Source organism: Paraglaciecola sp., assembly GCF_039943935.1.
In the GTDB taxonomy this organism is placed as follows: domain Bacteria; phylum Pseudomonadota; class Gammaproteobacteria; order Enterobacterales; family Alteromonadaceae; genus Paraglaciecola.
In genome coordinates this window covers 134883-159529 of the sequence record NZ_JBDUZQ010000023.1, presented here as the reverse complement: position 1 = coordinate 159529, position 24647 = coordinate 134883, and the positions used below count along the sequence as shown (strand labels likewise).

Sequence of the window (24647 nt, the reverse complement as noted above, 5' to 3'; positions counted from 1 at the left end):
TTAAGGCATAAACAGGACAACCACTCGATTTGTGTCATCCGTCACGGGGGCAAGCCCCCCGATGTTTACGTAAAACGATAAAATTGCAGTGTTGTCACTGGCTTAACTCTTTTTCTGTATAAGGAATATTTCTAGAAGAAGCTGTTTTACGTAGCTTCTCAAACACGCCCCTAGAAACTCTCGGTGAAGTGTTACCCCAATTATTACGAATATAAGTACTAATATCAGCCAGCTCTTGGTCTTTTAAGCTAGTAGTAAAACCAGGCATTATCATACTCACATTATATTGTTTACCATTTACTTTTATTGGCCCCATTAATCCGTTTAATAATACCTTAGCTAAACGTTGCTCCGACCCATTAACCCAGTCACTCGACTTTAGAGGTGGGCCCATATTGTCAATGCCAGCTCCGTCAGCTCCATGACACCCAAAACAAGCTGCCTTGCCACTATATAAGGCTTTACCTCGATCATAACTAGTTTGCTCATCCGCTGTTAAGTTAAGTGCATTACTATTGTTGATATCCTCTTTACCCACACTATTCAGCATTTTCATGAACTCAGGTAACTTAGTGTCAGCAAGAAATTCTGTAAACTCTTGTTCTCGACCAGTTAGCCCACTAATAGCCGCTTCTTTAACCCATGGCTTATCACCAAAGTTAACGAGTACATCTTTTAGGGCAAGCAATGCATCATCACCTTGAATCTCACCTGCGATCAAGGCTACTTGCAGTGCGATTTCGTAACTAAGTGAGGCAAATTTTCTAAGATATTGACTAACCTCTTGATGGGCTGATTGGTCTAAGCGAGAGGCTAGCTCAATAGCAGAAACCCTCACTTTTGGATGAACATCCTCTAGTCCAACCTTAATAATATTGAGATCAATTTGGTCTAAGCCTTCAAGGGTCCACAATGCATTAATTCTTGCGCGATGATCTTCATTACTTTCAACAATCCGCTTAACCGCTTTTGTCACAGACAGAACTTGATTTTGGACAATTAAACGCCTTGCCATATCTCGCCACCAACCATTTTCATGACTCAAGTGCTCTACCCATTGAGCTGGGGCTTGTTTCGACATAGCTGGTTGTGGGCCTAGTGGCGTAGACTCCCATCGCAAACGATACAAACGCCCCATCGAACGGTTATTTTTATCTAACCCTCGGGATTCATATTGCTTACGTAGATAAGTCGTTAAAAACTCTTTGTGTTGAATAACACCGTGGTACATGTCTACCACATACAAAGAGCCATCTGGCGCTGTATTTAAATTAACAGGTCGAAAGCGTTCATCTGTTGACGCTAAAATTTCTGACTGAGGATACAACTCACTTCCCTGTAGTTTTCCTTCAGATTCAAAAACCCATCTCGCTGAAATTAAGTTACCAGCGGGCTCCGGTGTAAATGACACACCATAAAAATCTTCGGGGAATTGGTCGCCACGGTATAATTGGTTACCACTCGCAGCGGTAAACTGAGCTAACTTTCCGGCGTTTTCACCTTCAGATATTAACGTATTAGGTAAATAGGCGCGATTCACTCCAGGGTTTATGCGAGCAGGATAAACCCGCTTAGAGCCGAGAGTATTAGCTTTAACTGACGATTGAGAACCGGGATTTTTCATCAAGGTGCCGGGCCTCAAATACTCCCCTTCTGCGGGCGAACTATTCCCATTATGATACAAACGGCCATAGTCATCTGAACTAAGGCCCCACTGCCCTCTATTGTCAGTATTGGCAATGACCATCTTCCAATATTTATTACGATAAATTTCTTTTGCTCCATTAGGAACATCAGAACTATGGGGTAATACCCGGTATTTGCGATTACTTTTAGTGTTGTAATACCAATTATCTAGGTTATACAACATACCATTAGGCTTGTGTTCAACATTGCCGCCTGCTGCATAAGTAGGATCAATAACCTCACGTATCCCTAAGACATCATCAGCCAGTACCTCAGCAAAATAAAGTTGCTGTTGATCAGCATATAATATTCCACCTTTCACTACCGCCACAGTTCTAGGCAAAACCACATCATTTAAAAATTCTGTACGTTTATCTATTTTACCATCACCATTGGTATCTTCTAATAACGCTATGGTACCTTCTGGTACTTCTTCATCATTACCATCCATGTCGGGCATAAAGGTCAACATTTCAGCTACCCAAATTCGCCCATCAGCATCAAACGCAATATCAATGGGGCTAGCAATCAAGGGTTCTGAAGCAACATTCTCTAATACAAATCCAGGCTGAATTTGCATAGAAGCCAATGCCTTCTCAACGCTCAAAATAGGGGCTGGTGGAATATTCTCAGCAGCGATAGGCTCAGACATATCATGCCCTTCCCTATCCCCTTTATTTTTAGTAATTTCAGCAGCATCTAAGGCCGTAGCGATACCATTAAAAACAAATAAACCTATAGCTATGCTGCTCTTAAACTTCATAGATAGTCCAATTCATTAATGGTCACATTACGAAAAAGTACCACGTTATTCGTTTTACCCGTGCTCGCTAACTCTTTACTGCCATGATGCTGAAGCCCTATTAAGCCCGCTGCGTCTTTAGTGTCAATAATATGAGTTGTGAGTACCTCATTTAAATAAATCTTAATGTTACTGCCGCGGCATTCAATTCTATATTGGTTCCACTCATTAGCTTTATATGCTTCACGTCGTTCTTCAGACCACTCTGGTGAGATATCACGAATAAAATGGTGGTCAGGATGAGAGCGAGTTGGGTGAGTCGGATGCAACCAATCTCGCCTTGCTTGGTCATACAATCCCCCGCTCCATTTTCTATCAGAAGGGTCAACTTCAGCTTGATAACCAACCGCTTCTTGATAGCCATCTTTTGTTGGCTTAAGCTGCGCTCTAAATATAATCCCAGAGTTATTATATTCTTTAACATTAGGCATTTTAACTTCAGCCTTGAATACAAAGTCTTTGTAGGCTTTTTTAGTTAATAAAAAGAAATTACCTGTTGAATATAGTTTGATTACACCGTCTACTACTTCTGCTTCACCATAATTATAGACGTTTTGAAAATTGCTTAGCTGCGGATCAATAAGAGCAACTTCTTGAGCTTGTAATGAGTAAACATTAGTGACTAATGCTAAACCACAAACAGCCCTTTTAAATAATTTCATTTTTGACCTTTTTAAATGTATTAAAAACTAGAGCTTTCGAGCCCAAATATTACGGAAACTGACACTAGCAGTATGCTCTTGGATTATAAGTGGTGCACAACCATGTGCAGTATAGCTAGGGTCGCCCACATTTTTGGTAGTCCCTTTAACTTCAACATGATTTTGAACCAAAACACCATTGTGAAACAAGGTTATAAAAGCTGGAGAAGTAAGCACCTTGTGCTCATCAAAACGTGGGGCTGTAAAAATAATATCGTAGGTCTGCCACTCGCCAGCATCTAAACTTGCATTGACTAGGGGGGCATACTGCTTATAAATGGCCCCAGCTTGGCCGTTCACATAAGTAGGATTATCAACAGAGTGAAGTATTTGTATCTCGTATCGCTCTTGTATTTTCAGCCCGCTGTTCCCCCAATGTTGATTACTATCGCCATAACGAGACATCGGCACTCGCCATTCTACATGAAATTGAGCATCACAAAATGATGCTCTAGTGACAATATCACCACTACCTGGCTTCACGGTCATTATTCCATTTTGAAGCTCCCAAGAAACACTTGAGCTATCTTCATGTTTTAGGGCGTCAAAACTATTGCCGTTAAAAATAATAATCGCGTCAGTAGGTATACCTTGTTGACCAATCGCAACAGACCTTGGAATAGGCTCCCATACCTCCGTTCGTTTGGCTGTGCTTTCACTAGGAGCCGCAACAACAAAATACACGGGAAAAAACCCTAATAGACACATGGTGTAGCATAATTTACTCAGACTCAATGTATTGAATTCCTGTATATAAATATCGAGACTTGTTCGAAATAAATGTATGTTTAAACAAATCAACAGATGACTATAAAAAATTAATTTAACACGTTAAAAACAAAAGCAACTAGAGTCACTTCTAGTTGCTTTACATTGTTATACCTAAATACACATTACTTAAAAGGTATAAGTACCTCCTAGATAAAATGAACGTCCACTTGTTGTAGTGTTATATGGTCTATCACTTGAATCACTGTATTGTTCCTCAGCTTCATCTGTCAAATTGATGCCTTCCAATGAGATTTTAAAGTTTTCACTCACTTGATAAAATGCCGAGAAGTCAACATGGGTGGTTTCATGGAAGCCACGTTCGTCTTCATCACTCAACCCAGCTTCAACCAGCTGAATGTATTGCCCTCTGTTAGCTAAAGCGATGCGAGCACCAAATTCATCTGTTTCATAATACAATGTAAAGTTATAACTATTTTTTGAAAGCCCTGGGAATGACTTAACTTGATCAACCCCCGCACCTTGAACGTTAGCGTACAATATTTCTCCATCGGCATAGGTATAATTTGCTACCACTCCTAACTTATCAAAAGGCGCAGGTAGAAATGATAAATCTTGCTGAATAGCCAACTCAATACCTTTAATCGTAGTATCATTGCCGTTAACGCTTGTGGCAAATTGATAAACTGTATTTTCGTCTTGGCCTTCACCTAAAAATTCAAGAGGTAGACCTAATTCACCATAAGCAACATTTATCGTTTCACTCACAATGAAGTTTTCTATGTCTTTATAAAAAATACCTAATGCAAAGATCCCTGAATCACCGATATAATATTCATACGATGTATCAATATTAAGTGATTCAAACGGTTCTAAGCTTGGGTTACCAGAGCTCACTCTTAATCCAGCTGAACCGTCTGGATCATTTTGGATTTGTGGAGCAGTTACACTCAAAGAACTTAATGATGGGCGCGTTATATTCTTACTAATACTCACACGCCATAGTGAATCATCATTTATATCACCTGTAAGGTTTAACGTTGGTAACACACCATCATAGTCCTGCTTTGCCGTAAATGGTTCTTCAGTATCATTAGTTACACCTGAAGACTCTATGTCAGTATCATAATATCGAGCCCCTACACTACCTCTGATATTTAAAGACTCAATTTCAAACATGTACTGTGCGTAAAAAGCCAGAGTATCTTCTTTTATTCCAAAACGGTTCTGAGGACGAGTTTGATACTCTCCTGGATTAGAGCTGGATGCATAAAATGCAGCAACACTTGGGTCAGTTATATCCCAATCAACTACACCATAATATGCTTGAACTGCATCGACGTCAGCTGCAACCCAGCTTGCATTTGGATGATTAAATATAGAATAACCATCAGGCTGAATAACATTAGGCGCATCTCCTTGTTGGCTTCCAAATGCTGGCGCTCCTACGTCTTTTACTAAATCATTCGCTTGAAATCTGAAGCCAGAATTTTCAAAGCTCTTAACACTAACTCCAAACCTTATTTCATCACCGTTATCTAGCCCATACTCGAAATTAACTTCAGCATTTGCAAACTCTGTGACGCTTTCATCTTCTTGAAAGTCTAATTCACGAACAGTCCAATTATTTATATCCGCTGGGTCAAAATCATAATCAAAATCAGCGTAGAACCTATTAGTTTCATAATCAGTGGTAATCCCACCGGTCGTTTCAAAATAAACCTTATCACGCTGTGGTTGTTTAAATTCTGACTTCTCGTAGCCAATTAACCCTCGAACAGTCAAGTTATTCGTAGCAATCCAATCAGAACTAAGAGCAATTTGTTGGAATTCAGTAGACGCTTTATCTTTTCGCGTTTCTGTGCGTAAAGTAACATCAGTAAAGGTACCATTCACCGCTTCTAAATCACCGTTATTGTCAACCACCGTCAATGATTCAATATAACCAAGCGCCGTACTACTAGAGCCTGAAGTATCTAGGTGATACTCAACACGGTCATGATTTAGCTCTCCGTATAATATATCTAAGTCAAAAGATAAATCATCAGTTGGGCGAAATTGAAACGCAGATGTTATACCTAATCGCTCTTGTTCATTATCCCAAGATGAATAGCGATTACCTCTAGCGAACCAAATATTTCCTTCTTCTAAATTGTCTTTTACATCTTGAGGTAGTGCTTCATTGTATTGACGATCTTCTTCAGGTAACAAATTTCCATCATCATCAAAATTAGAACGGGTTCTTTGACGCCAACGAAAAGTATCGACTCCTACTTCAGCAGATTCACGCTTGTTGTATGCAACAGAAAAAAGCGCTCCAAAGTTGCCCCAAGTATTAGAAATCAGCGCAGCAACTCTAGGGTCGGTCGAATCTGTATTTGAGTTTGTACCTATGTTACCTGTAACAGCACCTTTAAATCCGTCATAATCAAAGGGCTTAGCAGTACGTAAATTTACGGTACCACCGATGCCACCCTCGTCTAACTCTGCTGAAAACGACTTTCTTACATCGATTTGATTAAACAATTCTGACGCAAAAATATTAAAATCAAACGCTCGGCTTCTAGATATCGACCCTCTACTATCTAGAGCAGATGAACTGTTTCCTAGTACTTCCATGCCATTTAACTGAACGCGAGTAAAGTCTGGTCCCATTCCTCGCAGGCTAATATTACGACCTTCTCCACCTTCTCTAGTGATAGATATACCTGGAATTCGCTGTAATGAGTCAGCTAAATTTAAATCAGGAAAATCGGCAATATCTTCTGCAACAATCGAGTCTTGCGAACCAATAGCATCACGTTTCAGATCACGAGCTTTAATTAATGATGCACGAAATCCTTTCACTTCTATAATTTCTGTTTCGTCAGCCACTGCCTCTTGGGCAGACGCTGATATACTAATTGAACTACCTAGTGCTGATACTACAGCGAGAGAAAGCAATCTTTTCTTAAATGTGTGTTTCATATTTTGTGTCCCATATTCAAGTTTATAACTTTAGTTTTTGTCACTTTTTCTGTTCTGGATAATCGGCCATGTTAAATCTTATTTACAAAACCAAAATATCACAACATATTCATTTACACTCCGTTAACAACAATATTAACCAAACTGACACCGGTGTCAACAATAAATAATAATGAATGTATTTATTAAAAATAAGTCATCATTGATTAATTAACAATCTGGAGTGACAAACTAACCAAAACCTAACAAATCCGTTTAAAAAACAAATGTAACCACATGAAATAATTAAATATTTTTAAATTCTTTATGATGATTTAATTTTTGTATATATACCTATTAATAATCAAAATATTTACTCTGGCTACCTTTAAGACAGTCATTTACAACGCAAAAAATGACACCGGTAACATCTATTTACAAAAATCCGTTATGACTTAAGTAACGCAAAAAACACTTATTTCCGCCTGAAAAGGCTTACTAGTTATCTATTTCAATGGTACAACGAGTGTCTGAATTAAATGGACTGCATCTATTTAACTCTTTTGTTGCAAAACTCACCGAAAACTCTGAGGATACTTTTTGAGGGGCATTAGGGTAAAAGTCTGTTGAAATAATTTGAGCGCCACTATTAATCGCAGAATTAGTTCGAGTTCTAACAGCCTCTTCATTTGAATTTGAACCTTGACCAGAGTCTGCTCTGGTCCTTACTATGTACCCTTGTTTTACCAATTCTTTTATTTCATCAAACTGTTCAATTGCATTGTTGCGAATCATCAATGCAGCTTCGGGTTCACCAGGTAAATAAGAACTAAATAATGCCCGTCCAGATAACGATGGGTTGTTGTCTCGATAGATTTGACGTTCTTCTGCCTTACCATCTAGGATGAATAAAAACCTACCACGAGCAGCACTTAATAGGGGCCACCCACCATTTAATGCTCCCTCTTCTAGGGTTTCATAATCACCACGAACTTCATCAGGGGTGATAAGTTTATCTCCAAAGGTTTTAAACAGAACATTGTCAACCTCTTTGTAATCACTACGATTAAATGGCAATACAGGAGTGCCATTTATAAAACGACTACCGGTACCTTTGAAGTTCATTAATATGACAATTGGAAGGTGTCTTGGGTTGCTATTAGAAAAATTTAACAATTCATTTAGGCACGCGGTGAATAAAATACAATGACTCTGAAAGTCGAGGTCAGGAATATGCATGACTTTAAACCCCGGTACCTTATGTTCATCTCGCTGCTGCCCAGTTAAAATTTGCTGCCGTGTTAAAATTTCTCCTAATGGATTTGCAAACTGGCCCCCATCAGGATCTTTAACAATATCAATTTCAAAATGTCGCATTCCCATGTTTAGTTGAACCGATAAAGGCGGATGAGAATAATCAATTCTGGCTACTGCATCCGCGTTTTGTTCTACCATTAATGCTTTAATTTTAAGGTCGAGTGGTTTTTTGTAACTATTATGAGAACCTATCATTTGAATATGGTTTAAGCGTGCCATATTGTCATTAAGAGTGCAGGCTGCAAACAAAGCAGCCAATACGCCACTTAACATAACGACTGATTTCATACTATTCTCAATGACACTATATAACGTTAGGCAAAAGTACCTGCCCTTCTTCATTAAATAGACGGCACAGTTCACTTGGAAAATGCAAGCTAACTTTGTCGATGTCTAAATCATGATCTCCTTCGAGACGAACAACAATCACATCTTCTTTACCTCGTTGGAGGTGAAGATAGGTTTCTATGCCTAAACGCTCAATTATCTTAACGTCATATTGCCATTGGTCATTATCAGCCAAATCAATATGCTCTGGTCTAATACCTAGTTTAATCCCTTTGCCTGTCCACTGATAATTGGCTGCAAGTGGTATTCGCAAGCCGTTGCTACAAACAAACATATTAGTTTCATTTTTTTGAATTTCGCCGTCTAATAGATTCATTTTAGGAATACCAATAAACTCAGCTACAAAAGTGTTTTGTGGTTGTTGGTATAAATCCATTGGTTTCCCAAGTTGCGAAATATGTCCTTGATTTAATACCACTATTTTTTCTGCCATTGTCATGGCTTCCACTTGATCATGTGTGACATAAACAATAGTAGAACCAAACTCTTTATGAAGGCGCTGTAATTCAGCGCGCATTTGTACCCTTAACTTTGCATCTAAGTTAGATAAAGGTTCATCAAACAGGATGACTTTGGGACGTTTAACAATTGCTCTACCAATAGCCACTCGCTGACGCTGCCCACCAGAAAGCTCGGCTGGCTTTCTTTGTAATAAATCTTCTAATTGAAGCATTTTTGCCGCTTCTTTCACCCTTTGAGCGACTTCAGCTTTGTCATGTTTTTTAAGAGTAAGCGCAAATCCAATGTTTTCCGCAACAGTTAAATGTGGATATAAAGCATAAGATTGAAACACCATAGCGATGCCACGCTTGTCAGGGGAAACCTGATTCGCTACCTTGCCATCAATGCGTAATTCCCCTGAGGTAATATCCTCTAGGCCTGCAATCATGCGTAATAACGTAGATTTTCCACAGCCACTAGGCCCAACTACTACAGCAAACTCACCATCTTCAACGGTAAAAGTTACACCTTTAACAATCTTGGTATCACCGTATTGTTTTTTAATATCGATCAGTTCAATTTTTGCCATAACTAATTAGCCTTTCACTCCTCCGGAAAATGTTTGGGTTAAAAATTTACGAGCGAAAGAAAAAGCAATCACTGCAGGCAAAGTGTAAATTACAGCCAAAGCGGTTAAGAACCCGTAATCAATTGCATCAACTCGTAAAAAAGCACGAAACAAGCCTAATGGTAAAGTTTGTAGCTCTGGCGAAGAAGTAAACATCAGAGGCATTAAAAAATCTCCCCACGCATTAATAAATGCAAATAGTCCAGCCGCTGCAAACCCTGGCATAGCTAAAGGAATTAGCACTTTTCTTACCGTTTGCCATTGAGTCGCACCATCTATTGCCGCTGATTCTTCATAGTCGATAGGAATAGCATCAAAAAAGGTTTTCATGATCCAAATCGCTAAAGGCAACTGCATCGCCGCTAAAATTAAAATTAACCCTAAATATCCATCAACAAATGAAAACGCGCGGCTCATCGTTTGTTGCGTCGCTACATCGGTAAATACAGCATTGATCAATGCATTTACCCAATCGTTTAGTGTCAACATCACTTTGTATACGGGCACAATAAGCGCCGGCGGTGGTACGATACGTACAAGAATAATTGCGTATAGCAAAGGTAGCTTCCACCACGCTTTAGTACGAGAAATGGCATAGCCACCAAAGCCCGCAAATACCAACGCTATAATGGTGGCAGATACATTGATAACAATAGAGTTTAAAATCCAACGTAAGCCACTCTGATTAGCAAATAAGTTCCAATAGTGATCCATTGAAACTGACTCTGGTATCTTCAAAAATTGACTGGCCTTAGGATCAACTGAGGCAAGCACCACCCAAATAAAAGGAACCATGCAATACAAAGAGATTAAAATAAGCGTTAGATAAGTCTTAAATTGGCTTTTTGTCATTTTCTGACTAGTACCATTGGTTGTAATCGCGTTACTTGCAATGCTCATATCACACCTCTACCTTAAACATACGAACATAAAACACGCCTATCAACATAGACACCACCAAACTAACTACCGCTACGGATGCGCCATAACCAAGTTGAAATGCAGTAAAAGATTGGTTGTATATATAAATGCCTAAAATCTCGGTGCTGTTTGCAGGCCCTCCTCGGCTTAAGGTATAGACCAACCCAAAAATAGCGAAGGTTGTCACTGTTGACACAAACATATATAAGAAAATAGTAGGCATTAACATAGGGATGGTTATACGCCAAAAAATCTGCCTGTCCGATGCCCCATCAACTCTCGCCGCCTCATAAATATCTTTAGGAATAGAAGATAACCCTGAGGTTAGTAGTATCATTGCAAAGGCTACTCCTCGCCATGTGTTTACTATAATGATCGCCATTAATGGGAAGCTATATAACCACTGCTGTGGATCAACACCAAACCAAGCCACTATACGATTTAAAGTGCCATATTCGCCACTTGCATACATAGAAATCCACAGAAACCCCACTACCATTTCAGGCACAGCATTTGGTAGGCAAATCATCGCGTTAAACATAGCTTTAAAACGGATAGGCCTTAGTAGTAAAACTGCAGATAAAAAACCTAACAAAAATTGTCCAATCACTGCAGAACCAATAACAAACAAGAGTGTGACTTTAAGAGAATTCCAAAATAGAGGATCAGCAAACAATCGTTCAAAGTTAGACAAACCAACAAAAGAAGACTCTTTTGCCGCAAAACCCAACAAAGCTTCATTAGTTAAGCTTAATGAAAAAGCATAAAACGCAGGAAAAACAATGAATATAAACATCAGAAGTAAAGCTGGTGTCATCATAAAACGATACGTTAATTGTTTTCGACGCTCATAAGTTAATTGCATTAGCGTGATCCCTTAACTCTTTCTTCACCCAGTACACTGGTTATGTAGTTTCTCAAAATATCCTCAGCGCCTTTGGCATCGACTCTTTGGGTTAATAAGCCCTCAGTGGCTCTAGCCACACCAGATATAACCGCACTAGCACCAACAGTTGTAGTCACTGCTCGGGCTTCAGGTAATAATTGATGAGCCTCGGTAGCATTACCTAAACTTGAATACTCAGGATGATATTTGGCATCCATTCGAGCGGGAACATTTCCTAAGCGCTTAGCATAAGCAATTGCTACATCAACCTCTCCCAAAGCAATAGCTAATTTTTTAGCCATTGCCTTTTGCCTTGAGTTGTCATTTACCCCCCAGCTATATACCAAAGAAGCGAGTACAAAAGGTTGACCATTTTGTGCCGGAATTTTCCATGTGGCGACTGCTTCATCAATATTTGCAATTGGATTACGACTGTTTTCACCCCAATCAAACACCACACACCATGTTCCACATGTGGTAATCATTAGATCCCCATTTGGAAACATTTCATATTTTGGTATTACCCAGGGTTCTGGGTTCAATAACGGATTCACAGGCATAAACTGATTTGATACTAAATCAGCATAAAATTGAAAACTGTCTACAAGGGCAGGATGAGAAAGATTATAACGACCATCTGAAGTGAGTAATGAATAGTCATCATGGCCTGCTAGTAGATATCTAAAGCCTTCTGTATAAGACCCCATTCCCCACGTAAGACCTGCAGGAAATAACATGGCATACTTACCTGTTTTGGCTTTAATTTGACTTGCCCGCTCAAGTAACTCCTCAAGAGTTTTAGGTTGGCTGGTATCGATACCGAATTTTGTTAAGATATCATAACGGTAATATAACTGCTCAACCGCGACAATAGACGGCACCACGTAATTTTTATGGTCAAAACTACCTTTAGTTAATTTTTTAACCAAATCTGGTAATTGTTGATACCCGTCCCAGCTTTCAACAATCGCCGACAAATCAGCCAAGTAACCTGCAGCGGCTAAATCATCAAGTTGAAGATCTCTTGGAACACTAAATACATCCGGCGCATTACCTGAGCGCAACTCAGTGACAAGCTTAGTAAAATAATCTTTAGCTGGTGCGGGATATTCAACAATTTTAAGTTTAACATTTAAACGTAACTCTAACTCTGGAGCCATTTCATATAGCGCCGCCAACCTAGCGGCTCTGTGCTCCGCTATCACTAAAGTCGTTTTGGTTTCTACATCACTTTCTTTTGATGACAATGAGCAACCTAAAATCCCCAGAGCAAGTGAAAACAACATACCGACTTTAGAAAAGTTGACACTATATTTAATCATTCTAAGCAAACACGTTCTGATCTTCATCTTGATTGCGTGCCCTTCATCGATAAAAACATGTCAATAATAAGTAATACTTGTGCATAAATCATATACCTTGTAAAAATCTTTAACACTAAAGCAACATCTCGCTAAATAATACACTCGTTGACACCGGTGTCAACAAGCAATTAAGCAATATTTTTGATGAGTTTATTTAGACCAAACTAAACTATATTTCATACTAAAAAACAGTTTGATGTAATATAAGATATTGATTTAAAACGATTTATAAAGATATCAGCTAGACATTATTGGTTTAGGTAATACGAGTAACTACAACTCGACGTTCAAAACCAAGAACACAACCATTCAACCTACAAGACTTAGGGATACACAACTCTATAGATTAAACCTGCTATATAAACGCTAAAAGCAATGCTTAACGTAACAAACTAAGGCCGAAGGATCGGCCTTAGTCATACGAAAACACCTATGATGTTAAAACTGGTAAGAGGCTCCAACATAGAACGTACGGCCACTATTAGTGACGTTATACAAACGGTCAACGTTATCTAAACGAGAGAACTGCTGGTCAGCTTGATCGGTTAGGTTTGAACCTTCAATAGTAAATTTCAGGTCTTCACTTGCTTGATAAAACGCACTCAAATCCCAAAATGCACTAGATTCGAATCCTGAATAGTCCTGTTGACCAGACACCGCACCACCATTGATGTAATTACTGCGGTAAGACATGGATACTCTTGCACCCCAAGTATCCGTTTCATAATAACCAGTGATATTGCTAGTCACGTCTGACAAGTTAGGAAAGTCGCTAGTACCTGATACTTCACCATCTTTGTAGTAGTCAACTTCTCCCTTAGTTACACTAACATTACCCGTTACGCCTAAGTTATTGAAAGGCGCTGGTAAAAAGTCAAAATCCCGTTGTAGTATTAATTCCACACCTTGAATAAAAGCGGCACCAGAGTTGGTAGAAAACGATACTGAAGCGATATCACTGCCAGAAAAACCTTCCGGTAATAATGAGAGAGATACCCCTGTGTCTGAATAAGCCATAGTCTGCTCAACATCGATGATATAGCCATCTAAATCCTTACGGAATAGTCCAAAAGCCGCGTAACCTACGTCATTAAAATACCACTCAAAACCTAAGTCAATGTTTGTAGATGTATAAGGATCTAACAATGGGTTAGCACCATCGACTTCAAGGTTGTCGCCTTCAGCGCTAACCGTTGGTGTACCAATGAGGTCGTTGTAAGACGGGCGCGTTATATTTTCACTAACGCTAAAACGCACTAGTTTATCTTCAGTAACAGAAAGTACGACATTGGCAGCAGGCAGAATTCCATCATAATCTCGGTTAAATGTATTAACAACGTCGTCTGCCAGGTACTCTGTACTGAGGTCAGTTTTGTAATAACGAGCACCAATATTACCGCGAAATGGCATATCACCTATTTCACGATCCCATTCATACTGAACATACAAATTTGTTGTCTCTTCAGTCACACCATTGGTTGAGTCATTAATTGTAATATCAACACTGGTTTCTTTACTACGATTAGCGTTGCTCTGAACGTAATCACTATTTAGCACTGCATAGGCATCAACCACAGCCCAACTGACCTGTTGATTATCAGAAACAGTAAAGAAAAATGAATCATCTAATTCGCCAGCATAATCGGCACCATTATCAACATTATTCAAAATGTCTTTAATGTCTTCTCTAGCAGTTGAGTTTTCTAACACTTTAAATGAAACACCCGCACTCAAGGTATCAGTATCATTGATATCGTATTCCAAGTCTGCTTTAAAAGTGGTGTTTTCGGTGCTGTTATAGCTATCAAATAAATCAATTTCTTCTAGCCAATATTCACTATAATCTGTCATATCTTGACCATAACTGACCACAGGATTCATGATATCGTTTCTGTAATCAGCGCTGAAATTTCCATGTCGCTCGGTATACACTTTCAAACTTTTCACAAACAAGTCTGAGCTTTCGTAACCCGCCAATGCATGAACTGCCACCCGGTCACTTATCGTCCAATTTCCCGTCAGCGCAACTTGAGAAAACTCAGTCTCTACTTGATGAACTCGGCTTTCAACATTGATATTTGTATTACTAAAATCCCCATACAGCCAAACGTTATCCTCAATAACTACCTCATTTACCGTTACGCCAGCACCGTAACTCATCGAGCCTTCATTACCACGAGGGTTAATATGAAACTCATCGCGGTCGTTATTTAGTTCGCCATATAATACATCTAGGGTTAAGTCGAAGTTGTCTTCTTTATACTGCAAAGCCGTGGTTAACCCAAAACGTTGTTGATCATTACCCCATTGAGATGACCTGCTGGCACGAGGTGCTAGCACATCTCCTGCACGAATAGCGGCTTCATCTTCAGCAGAAACAAGGTCACCATAGAACGAGTTTTCTCCATTATCATCTGCACGGTACCTCCAACGATAGGTGTTAACCCCTTCTTCAATACTTTTACGAGAACTATATGCAAATGAAGCTAGCGCCCCCAAATTCCCCCAAGTGTTAGATAACAACAATGCCGCTCTTGGCGCAGTACCGTCAGCTTTATCGTTAGCCCCTAACTGCCCTGAAAGTGCAGAATTAAACCCTTCATAGTCAAAAGGCTTAGCTGTTCTTAAACCTACATTACCCGCCATTCCACCTTCGTCTTGGTTAGCAGAGTATGATTTATTCACATCAATTTGATTAAACAACTCAGAAGCAAACAAGTTGAAGTCAAACGCACGGTCACGACTACCTTGTGAGCGACTATCCATAGCAGTGTCTGTGTTACCCAACACATCCATGCCATTTAGCTGAACCAAAGCAAAATTTGAATCCATACCGCGAATGGCAATACGACGTCCTTCTCCACCGTCTCTGGTGACTGTTACGCCAGGAATACGTTGCAAGGCTTCAGCCAAATTTAAATCAGGAAAGTCAGCGATGTCTTCTGCAACAATGCTATCCTGCGTGCCGACGGCTTCGCGCTTAAGGTCTCGCCCTTTAATCAAAGATCCTCTGAAACCCTTAATTTCAATCACTTCAGACTCATCCGCTACTGTAGTTTTTTGCGCTAAAACAGTATTCGGTATAGCCATTGTTAACGCCGCGGCAATGGCCAGTGATAATGTGTTTTTACTATGAGCTCTCATGCTTTCATCCTAATTGGTTATAGTTATCAGATTTTATTGACATCGCCGCCATATTGTTTTTCAATAAAGCCACTGACACCGGTGTCAACACAGAGGAATATGTACGTAGCACCTCTAAATTTTTTCAGTATTATGGGCTTTGAAAAGTGACGTTTTCATGACGAATTTATGAAGCTTTTTTTGTAACTATATGAAAATGTTAATTAAATTTACAATTGCGATTTATGAGCTATTTACAAGGACTGTTTTTAAACTAATAAAGATAGGAGAGAAGTATTTTGGACTTAAAACTAGGAATAATTGGCTGTGGTGTAAAAGCTTCACAATACATAGCAACCTGGATTGACCGTAAAGACGTTAAAATTGTGTGCATTGCAGACAATAACGCGGAAGCGCTAACTCGAATCCAAACATTAGCCGTCGACCGCTCTAAACCAAAACCTTATACCAATATTGATTGGCAAGAAATGCTTCAGCAACAGTCTGGTAACATAAATAGCGTCTATATATGCACCCCTCATGTCGCTCACGCAGCCCAAGCAATAATGGCGTTAGACTTAGGGTTGGACGTATTGCTAGAAAAGCCAATGGTTACTACAGTTGCTGAAGCTAAAGCATTGCAATTAGCCCAAGAGCGTTCTGGTAGAGAACTGGTTGTGGCTTATCAAGGGGGGCTATCTCCTTTGGTGCATCAACTTAAAGCAGATATCCAGACAGGCACCTATGGCAAATTAGTGAGTATATCAGCTAATATATGGGAGAACTGGGCGGACACGTATACTGGCCACTGGAAGCAAATGCCAGAAATATCTGGAGGGGGCTTTATGTTCGATACAGGTGCTCATCTAATGAATACAACCTCTATGCTGTGCGATAAAGAATTCGCTAGTATTTCTGCCCTGATGCAAAATCGAAATAAACCTGTTGATATTGTTACTGCTGTAATGGGACAACTCTCAGATGGTACCTTATTTACGATGCAAGCCTGCGGTGAAACCATAGGCTGTACTTCTCGAGTTGAGTGTTATTTTAGCCAATACATTATTCGAATTTGTGCGTGGGGGCGTTGGATGGAAATAGAAGATAAAGATGGCAACGTAACTCGAAAAGAACAAGAGTCAGCGAATAACTTAATAAACATCTTTCAGCAGACTTTAAAAGGCGAAATGGAAAACCCATCAGCCATAAAACAAGGCTTAAAAATGGCCATTTTATGGGATGCCATCAAAGAGTCCGCAGGTAATAAAGGGCAAGCTGTAACCTTAGATTGATCATAGCGTTTAACAAAGACATAGTGCCTGAAACAATTATGTCTTTGCTATTTGTACTGCTAAAAGAAGGTGAAGATGTCTCCCCTACTAAGGTGTCCACCCTATGAAACCCGAGATGTAAGCTCTAAGAAAATGGCCTACTTGCACCCACATTTTCTTATTGACCCAAACATAAAAAGACAACGCAGATGATAACAACAATACTTGATTCGGCTCTGAAGCATAACAACTAATCACACCTATTCATGAACGCCTGCCTTGAATTTATATGAGCCTACACTGCAGTATTTCTGCTCAATACTACAGTGAAGACTAAAACAGCTAATTAATACAAACACTCATTTCGACTTCTTGCTAGCAGCTAACTTCTCAGCCACCATAAGTTTTCTAGGTTTTTTAAAATAGGTTTGCCTAGGCGCCCCAAGTTCCAATGGCTCTGGTCGCCCCCAATTACCTAAACCCCAGCCACTTTGATGTGACTGATTAGTCCATTGAATAGCATTCGCCAACACTCTGATAATATGAGGGTTACGGAAAATAGGGAACGTTTCGTGGCCAGGAGAAAAGAAGAACACACGCCCTCTCCCTCGAGTATAAGTACACCCACTGCGCATTACCTCACCACCTTGATACCAAGAATTAAAAATAAGTTCATCTGGCTCAGGGATATCGAAAGGTTCCCCATACATTTCTGATTGAGGTAATTCAATTTGTGCAGGGATCCCTTCGGCAATAGGGTGTGAGGGCTTTAAACACCACACTCTTTCTCGTTCTCCCCCTTCAGCTTCTCGCCAGCTTAAATTACAACTAGTCCCCATCAAACGCTTAAATAACTTTGCATGGTGGGATGAATGCAACATGATTAACCCCATCCCAGCCAACACTCTTGCTTGCAACTTATCAATGAGTGCGTCGTCTAATTCGTCGTGATACCGATGCCCCCACCATATTAATACGTCAGTTTGCTCAACTAGCTCATCAGACAAGCCTTGCTCAGGGTCATCTAAGGTAGAAAGGGTTAAATTAAAGCCAAAAGGCTCTAAGTTATTAACTAAGCAACCACCTATTGTCTCTGGATAAACTTCTTTTACGTCTTCGTCTTCTACTTCGTGCCGACACTCATTCCAAACCGTTACATTAATCATCACACTTTTTCCGCTGAGATATTGGAGCATTCCATCAGCAATATTTTTAGAGCCGTTTCTACGCCATTTGCCAAAATAATACCTAACCAATATGTCAATTTTTGTCTAAATACGGCTGATTCACAAAGTGATTTAGAAAACACTTTTTCAAAGGTTAAATAACCATCAATCAACTTATCGATATCATAAAAATCATGTTTTTGAATGTTAAATAATTCGTCTGCCAGAGGGTCTTGTACTTCTATAGGATCACCTTTCAAATCGAATCCCATTGAGTACCTTAACCAGCCTGCAACTGCAAAACACAATCCATCAAAAGGAGTATTCTGCTCTAGTTTGTCCTCTATGGTGTGAAGTAAACGCTGAGGCACCTTTTGTGACCCATCCATAGCAATTTGATAAGTACGATGATTCAATGCAGGATTTGAAAAGCGTTGCAATAAATCTAAACTATATTCAATTAAATTAATGCCTTGAGGTGGCTCAATAGTAGGGATAATTTCCGTTTGCATTATATGATTTAGAAAAGCAGCTAAGTCTTTATTTTCCATCACTTGATGAACATAATCATAGCCCATCAGAAAACCCAAATAAGCCAAAGAAGAGTGAGCACCATTTAACAAACGCAACTTAGCATTTTCAAATGGCTCGACATCCTTAACTAAACTTACCCCCACTTTTTCCCATTTAGGTCTATCACTTGCAAATGTATCTTCAATTACCCACTGACTAAAACGCTCAGTTTTCACCATGGCTAAATCCTGATAATCAAGCTCACGCGTTAGCTCACTAATGTCGTTCTTAGTCGTTGCAGGCACGATGCGGTCAACCATAGTGTTAGGAAAAGGAACATTCTCTGCTATCCAGAGTGCTAGCTCTTTATCCAGCTGCTCAGCAAACTGGATGACAATCTGTTTTAATGTCTGACCGTTATTCGATAAGTTATCGCAACACAAAACAGTATAGGGTGCAAAACCCTGTTCATAACGGTCCTTCAAGCTACAGACCAGCAAGCCTATGGCTGTAGTAGGCGTGGACAGATTATCTAAATCATGTCGAATCTGAGTATTTTCGAGATCCAAGTTACCACTAGCGGGATCGTGACAATACCCCTTCTCGGTAACGGTTAATGACACAATATGCGTGTGCGCTTGCGCCAATGCCGTCAGCACTTCTATGGGTTCGTTAGGCAGTACTAATACGTCCTTTACAACCGACATCACGCTGTTGCTATTGCCGCTAACATCCGTTTGACATACAGAATAAAGACCATTTTGTGGCCTCAACTGCTCTTGCACTGAGACACTACGAAGTGAGACACCAATAACTTGCCAATTGTCATCACACATCTCGTTAGCCTGTTGGGTATAGACCGCTTGATGAGCTCTATGAAATGCACCAATTCCTAAATGTACTATTTGTTTAACTGTACCTAACTCTGAGGATTCGACTGATAGTAAACCTCTTTCTTTAGCAAGGGCTAAATTCAGTCTAGGAGACAACATTATTTCACTCATAGTTTATAAGCCTTTTTAGCAAGGTTGTAAGCCAAATCAGTAGCTATTGTACTGGCTTCTTCTTCATCGATTTGATGTCTTGCGACTAACTCAGCAAGATATGCGCAATCCATTCTTCGCGACATATCATGGCGAGCAGGAATAGACAAAAACGCTCTAGTATCGTCGTTAAAACCAACGGTATTATAAAAACCGGCGACTTCTGTAGTTGCTCGCCTAAAGCGAGTCATGCCTTCTGGGCTATCATGAAACCACCAAGCAGGTCCTAATTTAATTGCAGGATAATGACCGGCTAATGGCCCTAGCTCTCTACTGTAGACTGTTTCGTCTAAGGTAAATAAAATGACGCTCAAACGAGGATCATTACCAAATTTATCTAATAAGGGCTTTAATGCTTGAATATATTCCGTTTGTATTGGCAGGTCTGCGCCTTTATCCCTGCCAAAGTCAGAAAATACACTTTGATTATGATTGCGATAAACGCCGGGGTGAATTTGCATCACTAAACCGTCTTCAATAGACATTTCAGCCATAACCATCAACATATGGGCTCTGAACAACTCAGCATCTTCTGGGGTAACATTGCCTGCTACCAACTTATCAAACAGGGCTGAAGCTTGCTGGCGACTTAAATCTGCAGTTGCAGGAGTTGCATGACCGTGGTCCGTTGAGGTTGCCCCCATATTTTTAAAATAAGCACGCCTTTGTCTGAGAGCATCAATATATTGATCGTATTGGTGACAGTCTAATCCAGTTACCTGACTTAACTGGTTTAACTTTCTTTGAAATGATTCGTGTTCGGCATCAATCACTGCATCTGGGCGAAATGCAGTTATTACCCGCCCCTGCCAATCAGAATCTACAATTTGTTGGTGGTATCGCAAGTTATTAGTTGGGCACTCTGTAGTAGCCAGCACTTCAATATTGTACCTTTCGAATAATGCTCTCGGTAAAAATTCAGGAGTATTAAGTTTGTCATTGATAACTTGATAATATTGACTCGCAGTTTGAGCACTTAGTTTTACATCTAAGCCAAACGTGTTGGCGAATACATAGTTCAACCAGAAGTATGAAGGGGTGCCTTGGAACAAATAAAAGTGTTTTGCAAAAATATTCCAAACTAGCTCAGGCTCTACTGATGTAGGCCCTTGACCTGCTCGTGAAATACCAAGCTGATCCAATGTTACCCCCTGACTATATAGCATTCTATATACATAATGATCAGGTTGTATTAATAATGCCGCTGGATTAGCAAAAGGCTCATTTAACGCAAACCACTTAGGATCAGTATGCCCATGAGGGCTTATGATAGGTAAATTAGCAATATCAGAATATAAGCGTCTAGCAATATCACGCTCACTCTGGTTAGCTGAAAATAGAGCGTCGGGGTGCATACCCAATGAGGATGTCATAAAACAGAAAGCTCCCGATGATGTAAAAGGTTAGTCAATGGACCGCCTAAACTTTGCATATTAGATAAACAATTTATAAAGCTAGTTGACACCGGTGTCAACTAGCTTTATAAATTAACACAGCAAAAACGTTAAATATTTGTTATTTTGCCAATTCAACATAAAAATTGGCAGCCACCTGTTGTAAAATCAATGGCTTGTATTTTTAACGAAGTAAAAGTACATAAACAATTTGATAAATTTTCTAACTAAGAGTGAATAGATATTCATGAGAGCTGCCACTATTATTGATGTTGCTAAACATGCAGGCGTTTCTAAAAAAACGGTTTCTAGAGTTATCAACAATGAAGCAAATGTACGTAAAGAAACGAAAGAGAAAGTACAAGCATCAATAGCTGCACTTGATTTTAAACGAAACCCTTTAGGGATGGCGCTAGCTAAAAATCGATCGTTTTTTATTGCCTTACTATCTGACAACCCTAGCCCTGGTTACTTAATGAATCTACAAAAAGGGATATTACAAAGCTGTACTGAGCAACATATGGGTTTATTTCTATATGATTGTAGTTATCGCTCAAAAGGTCTTGTTCCTGAAATAGAAGATTTAGTAGAAAACACCTTAGTAGATGGCTTAATTTTAGCTCCCCCTATTTGTGACAAAATTGAACTGCTGGAAATGTTAGATGCACGAAACATCAAATACATCCGAATAGGCCCAAAAGACTTAGAGCGTGGCGAATCTATTGGATTTAACGGTATGAAATCGAGTTATGACATGACTAATTACCTATTAAAGCTCAACCATAGAGATATAGGTTTTATCACCGGTCACCCAGATCAAGAATCAGCACGGCGCAGTGAAAAAGGCTTTAGACAAGCTTTTAAAGATGCAGGGTTAGAAGTGGATGAGTCACTCGTTGTGCAAGGTTATTACACTTATCAATCAGGCATTAACGCAGCGAATACTTTATTGAATAAAGAGAAACGCCCTACCGCTATTTTTGCAGCAAATGACGAAATGGCCGTCGGTGTGCTTTACGAAGCTCAAAGTCATAATTTACGGATACCAAATGATTTATCAATTTGTGGCATTGATGACATATCCATAACCACTAAGGTGTGGCCAAACATTACGACTATGCGTCACCCTCTGTTATCCATAGGCTATCAAGCTGCCAGCTTGTTAATTGATCGCTTAAAAGATAAAAAATCAACTATACCTGCTAAAGGGCCAAACGATGCAACTATTATTGATGGTGAATTGGTGATAAGGGACTCCACTAGCAAACACAAATAATTTAGTAACACTAACGCAGCTAATTTCAACCACTACATAATGAGCCTTTGCATGAAATACAATCCGGTTTTATTTACATTACTACTTTTACTTTGTTGCCTTCAAGCCGGATGTATATCTCCCAAAAATGACACCGGTAACAATATGGATATTGTCATTATTTTACCTGATAACGCGATTACTCCAATTAAGTTGGCTGCAGAGGACTTAAAGCAAGATTTAGCAGCGGTGGGGCAGCTAAAAATTGACATAGTTCAGACTATCGACGCTCTTCCTAATGCTGATTTGTATTACTTAATTGGGCAAAGTAATCAATTAAAACACTCAACATTACTCTCAAAAATAGACAAAACACACTTCGAACAACTCAAACCGAGAGCATCTCTATTGAAAGTGAGCGAAGTCAATAGCCGGCCTTTAATCATACTAAGTGGGTTAGACATTCAAGGAACACAGTATGCCGTTTATGAGTACAGCCAAAAAATACTCGGTATCGACCCACTTGCTTATTGGACAGATAAACAACCAACGGCTAAAGCATTTTCGCAACTATCTAATTTTGAAAACATGTCAATTGCAGCGCCTGTAGTGCCATTACTTGTTTATTTTGAAAATGATGTTGACGAGTTACTTAATCTAAAGTCACCTAGTCTAGAATATGACTGGGACTCATTCACAAACATGATTGACTCATTAGTCCGCCTAAAATATAACGGCATCGAAATGTTCGATATGTTAGGCAGAATAGAGTTTTATACCCGCCCAGCTTATCTAGAGCGCCACCCAGACTATCAACTAAACGTACCTCACCTTGAAAAGATGATGCAGTATGTACATGACAAAGGCATGTATATCCAAGTGGATATGATGCAAGGCAGGCAACTACATACACTAAATGTCGCAGCTTCAACCTGTTGGACTAATTACAAACAAGACTGGATTGACGGCTGGCGATATTACCTCACCCATACACCAGTAAAGAATATTGATATCTTCGCATTGCGCCCTCGTAACCAATTACTCGATTGGGAGTATAAGTCTAGCTGTGGAGAAGACAAAGTTAGTGTATTTAATGAGGTGTATGTTGAATTTAACAAGATAGTAAATGAATTTAAGCCCGATGCCCCCAGAGTGTGTATTTGTTACAGCGATGGTATGGAAATGTTTAACAATGGATTTGCCCCGCCAAAAGACTTTATTATTGCGTGGTCTGATGATGGTTGGGGAACATTTAAATATCAACCAGACAGTACGAAAGGCTATAAATTCGGTACCTATATGCATGCTGGATACTGGAAAAACCACGATGTAATGAGCCCCTACCCTGAATTGGTTGAATCTGTAATGGACCAAATGTACACAGATTATGACGCCACTCATTATATGGAAGTGAATGGCCAAACGTTCCGTCCATTCATACTCAATATTGAAGCCTATGCTCAATCGGCTAATTTAGGCAAAGCATTTAATGCTCAGCAGTTTTATAAACAGTGGATAACTCGCTATTTTGGTGATGCCGCATTGGTAGATACCCAACAAGCACTTGAGTACTTATTTCAGGCGAATGATCAGCATATTGGATACGTTGAAATTTTATGGCATGTCAAAACGATTCAAGCTTACTTGGCAGATATTCCGGTACGCCAACCTGGCAAAAATGAATTCACAGTCACCAAAAACATGATCGATAAATACCTACCAATCACTGAACCTAAGATACATAGTCTGCAAAAAGCTTTAAAGTATGCCCAAATAGGTAGTCGTAAAAATACTGGCGATGCAACCTTCTACCATGACCACATCATATTGCCGATTAAATTATATTTAGACTTGTTGCAGTACAATCAAACCCTAATTGACTTAGTGCGATTAAAAGATGCGCCAGCGAGTAGTCAATCTCAACTAGCCATCAATACAATGATGCTACAAGGTAGAGAACAGTTACAACAAATCTATAGTAGACGCCAAAAAGGTGACCTGAACCCTAAATGGGGCTCTTGGTATTTGCCCCAAAAACGCCGTCCTAATAATGGCTTCCCTACCCTTGTTGACTTCGACAAAATTGCTACAAAGTTAAGCCAATGAAAGCCTT

At 39.6% G+C, this 24647-nt stretch carries 16 protein-coding genes; 3 read left to right on the top strand and 13 right to left on the bottom strand.

Annotated features, from left to right (window positions below):
• Positions 1-94: 94 nt before the first annotated feature.
• The 10 genes from ABJD71_RS15560 to ABJD71_RS15515 all read right to left on the bottom strand — a co-directional run bounded on the left by ABJD71_RS15560 (position 95) and on the right by ABJD71_RS15515 (position 15913).
• Positions 95-2449: a PVC-type heme-binding CxxCH protein gene (locus tag ABJD71_RS15560; RefSeq protein ID WP_348171426.1), complete on the bottom strand. Its 2355-nt coding sequence runs from the start codon at positions 2447-2449 to the stop codon at positions 95-97.
• Positions 2446-3150: a DUF1080 domain-containing protein gene (locus ABJD71_RS15555; protein ID WP_348171423.1), complete on the bottom strand. Its 705-nt coding sequence runs from the start codon at positions 3148-3150 to the stop codon at positions 2446-2448. The genes ABJD71_RS15560 and ABJD71_RS15555 overlap by 4 nt, the downstream gene beginning before the upstream one ends.
• 27 nt (positions 3151-3177) lie before the next feature.
• Positions 3178-3924 (bottom strand): DUF1080 domain-containing protein, encoded by a 747-nt coding sequence (locus ABJD71_RS15550; RefSeq protein ID WP_348171419.1) that lies wholly within the window; start codon positions 3922-3924, stop codon positions 3178-3180.
• A gap of 162 nt (positions 3925-4086) precedes the next feature.
• A complete protein-coding gene (locus tag ABJD71_RS15545; RefSeq protein WP_348171416.1) occupies positions 4087-6885 on the bottom strand; it encodes a TonB-dependent receptor in 2799 nt (932 codons plus the stop codon).
• Positions 6886-7362: 477 nt separating this feature from the next.
• A complete protein-coding gene (locus tag ABJD71_RS15540; protein ID WP_348171413.1) occupies positions 7363-8469 on the bottom strand; it encodes a Ca2+-dependent phosphoinositide-specific phospholipase C in 1107 nt (368 codons plus the stop codon).
• Positions 8470-8485: 16 nt separating this feature from the next.
• Positions 8486-9559 (bottom strand): sn-glycerol-3-phosphate ABC transporter ATP-binding protein UgpC, encoded by a 1074-nt coding sequence (gene ugpC / locus ABJD71_RS15535; protein ID WP_348171410.1) that lies wholly within the window; start codon positions 9557-9559, stop codon positions 8486-8488.
• Positions 9560-9565: 6 nt separating this feature from the next.
• Positions 9566-10498: a carbohydrate ABC transporter permease gene (locus tag ABJD71_RS15530; RefSeq protein ID WP_348171407.1), complete on the bottom strand. Its 933-nt coding sequence runs from the start codon at positions 10496-10498 to the stop codon at positions 9566-9568.
• Between the two features lies 1 nt (position 10499).
• The gene (locus ABJD71_RS15525) at positions 10500-11384 is read right to left on the bottom strand and encodes a sugar ABC transporter permease (RefSeq protein ID WP_348171404.1); all 885 of its coding nucleotides are present in this window, start codon (positions 11382-11384) and stop codon (positions 10500-10502) included.
• On the bottom strand, positions 11384-12727 hold the full coding sequence (locus tag ABJD71_RS15520) for an extracellular solute-binding protein (RefSeq protein WP_348171401.1): 1344 nt from the start codon (positions 12725-12727) through the stop codon (positions 11384-11386). The genes ABJD71_RS15525 and ABJD71_RS15520 overlap by 1 nt, the downstream gene beginning before the upstream one ends.
• Positions 12728-13207: 480 nt before the next feature.
• Positions 13208-15913 (bottom strand): TonB-dependent receptor, encoded by a 2706-nt coding sequence (locus ABJD71_RS15515; protein WP_348171398.1) that lies wholly within the window; start codon positions 15911-15913, stop codon positions 13208-13210.
• Between the two features lie 278 nt (positions 15914-16191).
• Here ABJD71_RS15515 and ABJD71_RS15510 point away from each other — a divergent pair, with 278 nt between their 5' ends.
• On the top strand, positions 16192-17184 hold the full coding sequence (locus tag ABJD71_RS15510) for a Gfo/Idh/MocA family oxidoreductase (RefSeq protein WP_348171395.1): 993 nt from the start codon (positions 16192-16194) through the stop codon (positions 17182-17184).
• Positions 17185-17522: 338 nt separating this feature from the next.
• Here ABJD71_RS15510 and ABJD71_RS15505 read toward each other — a convergent pair whose 3' ends face one another.
• From ABJD71_RS15505 to uxaC, 3 genes are read right to left on the bottom strand one after another with little or no spacing between them, the layout of a single operon-like run.
• Positions 17523-18329 (bottom strand): ThuA domain-containing protein, encoded by an 807-nt coding sequence (locus tag ABJD71_RS15505; RefSeq protein WP_348171951.1) that lies wholly within the window; start codon positions 18327-18329, stop codon positions 17523-17525.
• Complete coding sequence (locus ABJD71_RS15500; protein WP_348171392.1) at positions 18329-19846, bottom strand: mannitol dehydrogenase family protein; 1518 nt, start codon at positions 19844-19846, stop codon at positions 18329-18331. Before ABJD71_RS15500 ends, ABJD71_RS15505 begins: the two co-directional genes overlap by 1 nt.
• A complete protein-coding gene (gene uxaC / locus ABJD71_RS15495; RefSeq protein WP_348171389.1) occupies positions 19843-21258 on the bottom strand; it encodes a glucuronate isomerase in 1416 nt (471 codons plus the stop codon). Before uxaC ends, ABJD71_RS15500 begins: the two co-directional genes overlap by 4 nt.
• A gap of 268 nt (positions 21259-21526) precedes the next feature.
• On the opposite strand from uxaC, the gene ABJD71_RS15490 reads away from it, so the two are divergent.
• Positions 21527-22555 (top strand): LacI family DNA-binding transcriptional regulator, encoded by a 1029-nt coding sequence (locus tag ABJD71_RS15490; RefSeq protein ID WP_348171386.1) that lies wholly within the window; start codon positions 21527-21529, stop codon positions 22553-22555.
• A gap of 51 nt (positions 22556-22606) precedes the next feature.
• On the top strand, positions 22607-24640 hold the full coding sequence (locus tag ABJD71_RS15485; RefSeq protein WP_348171383.1) for a glycosyl hydrolase 115 family protein: 2034 nt from the start codon (positions 22607-22609) through the stop codon (positions 24638-24640).
• Positions 24641-24647 lie beyond the last annotated feature (7 nt).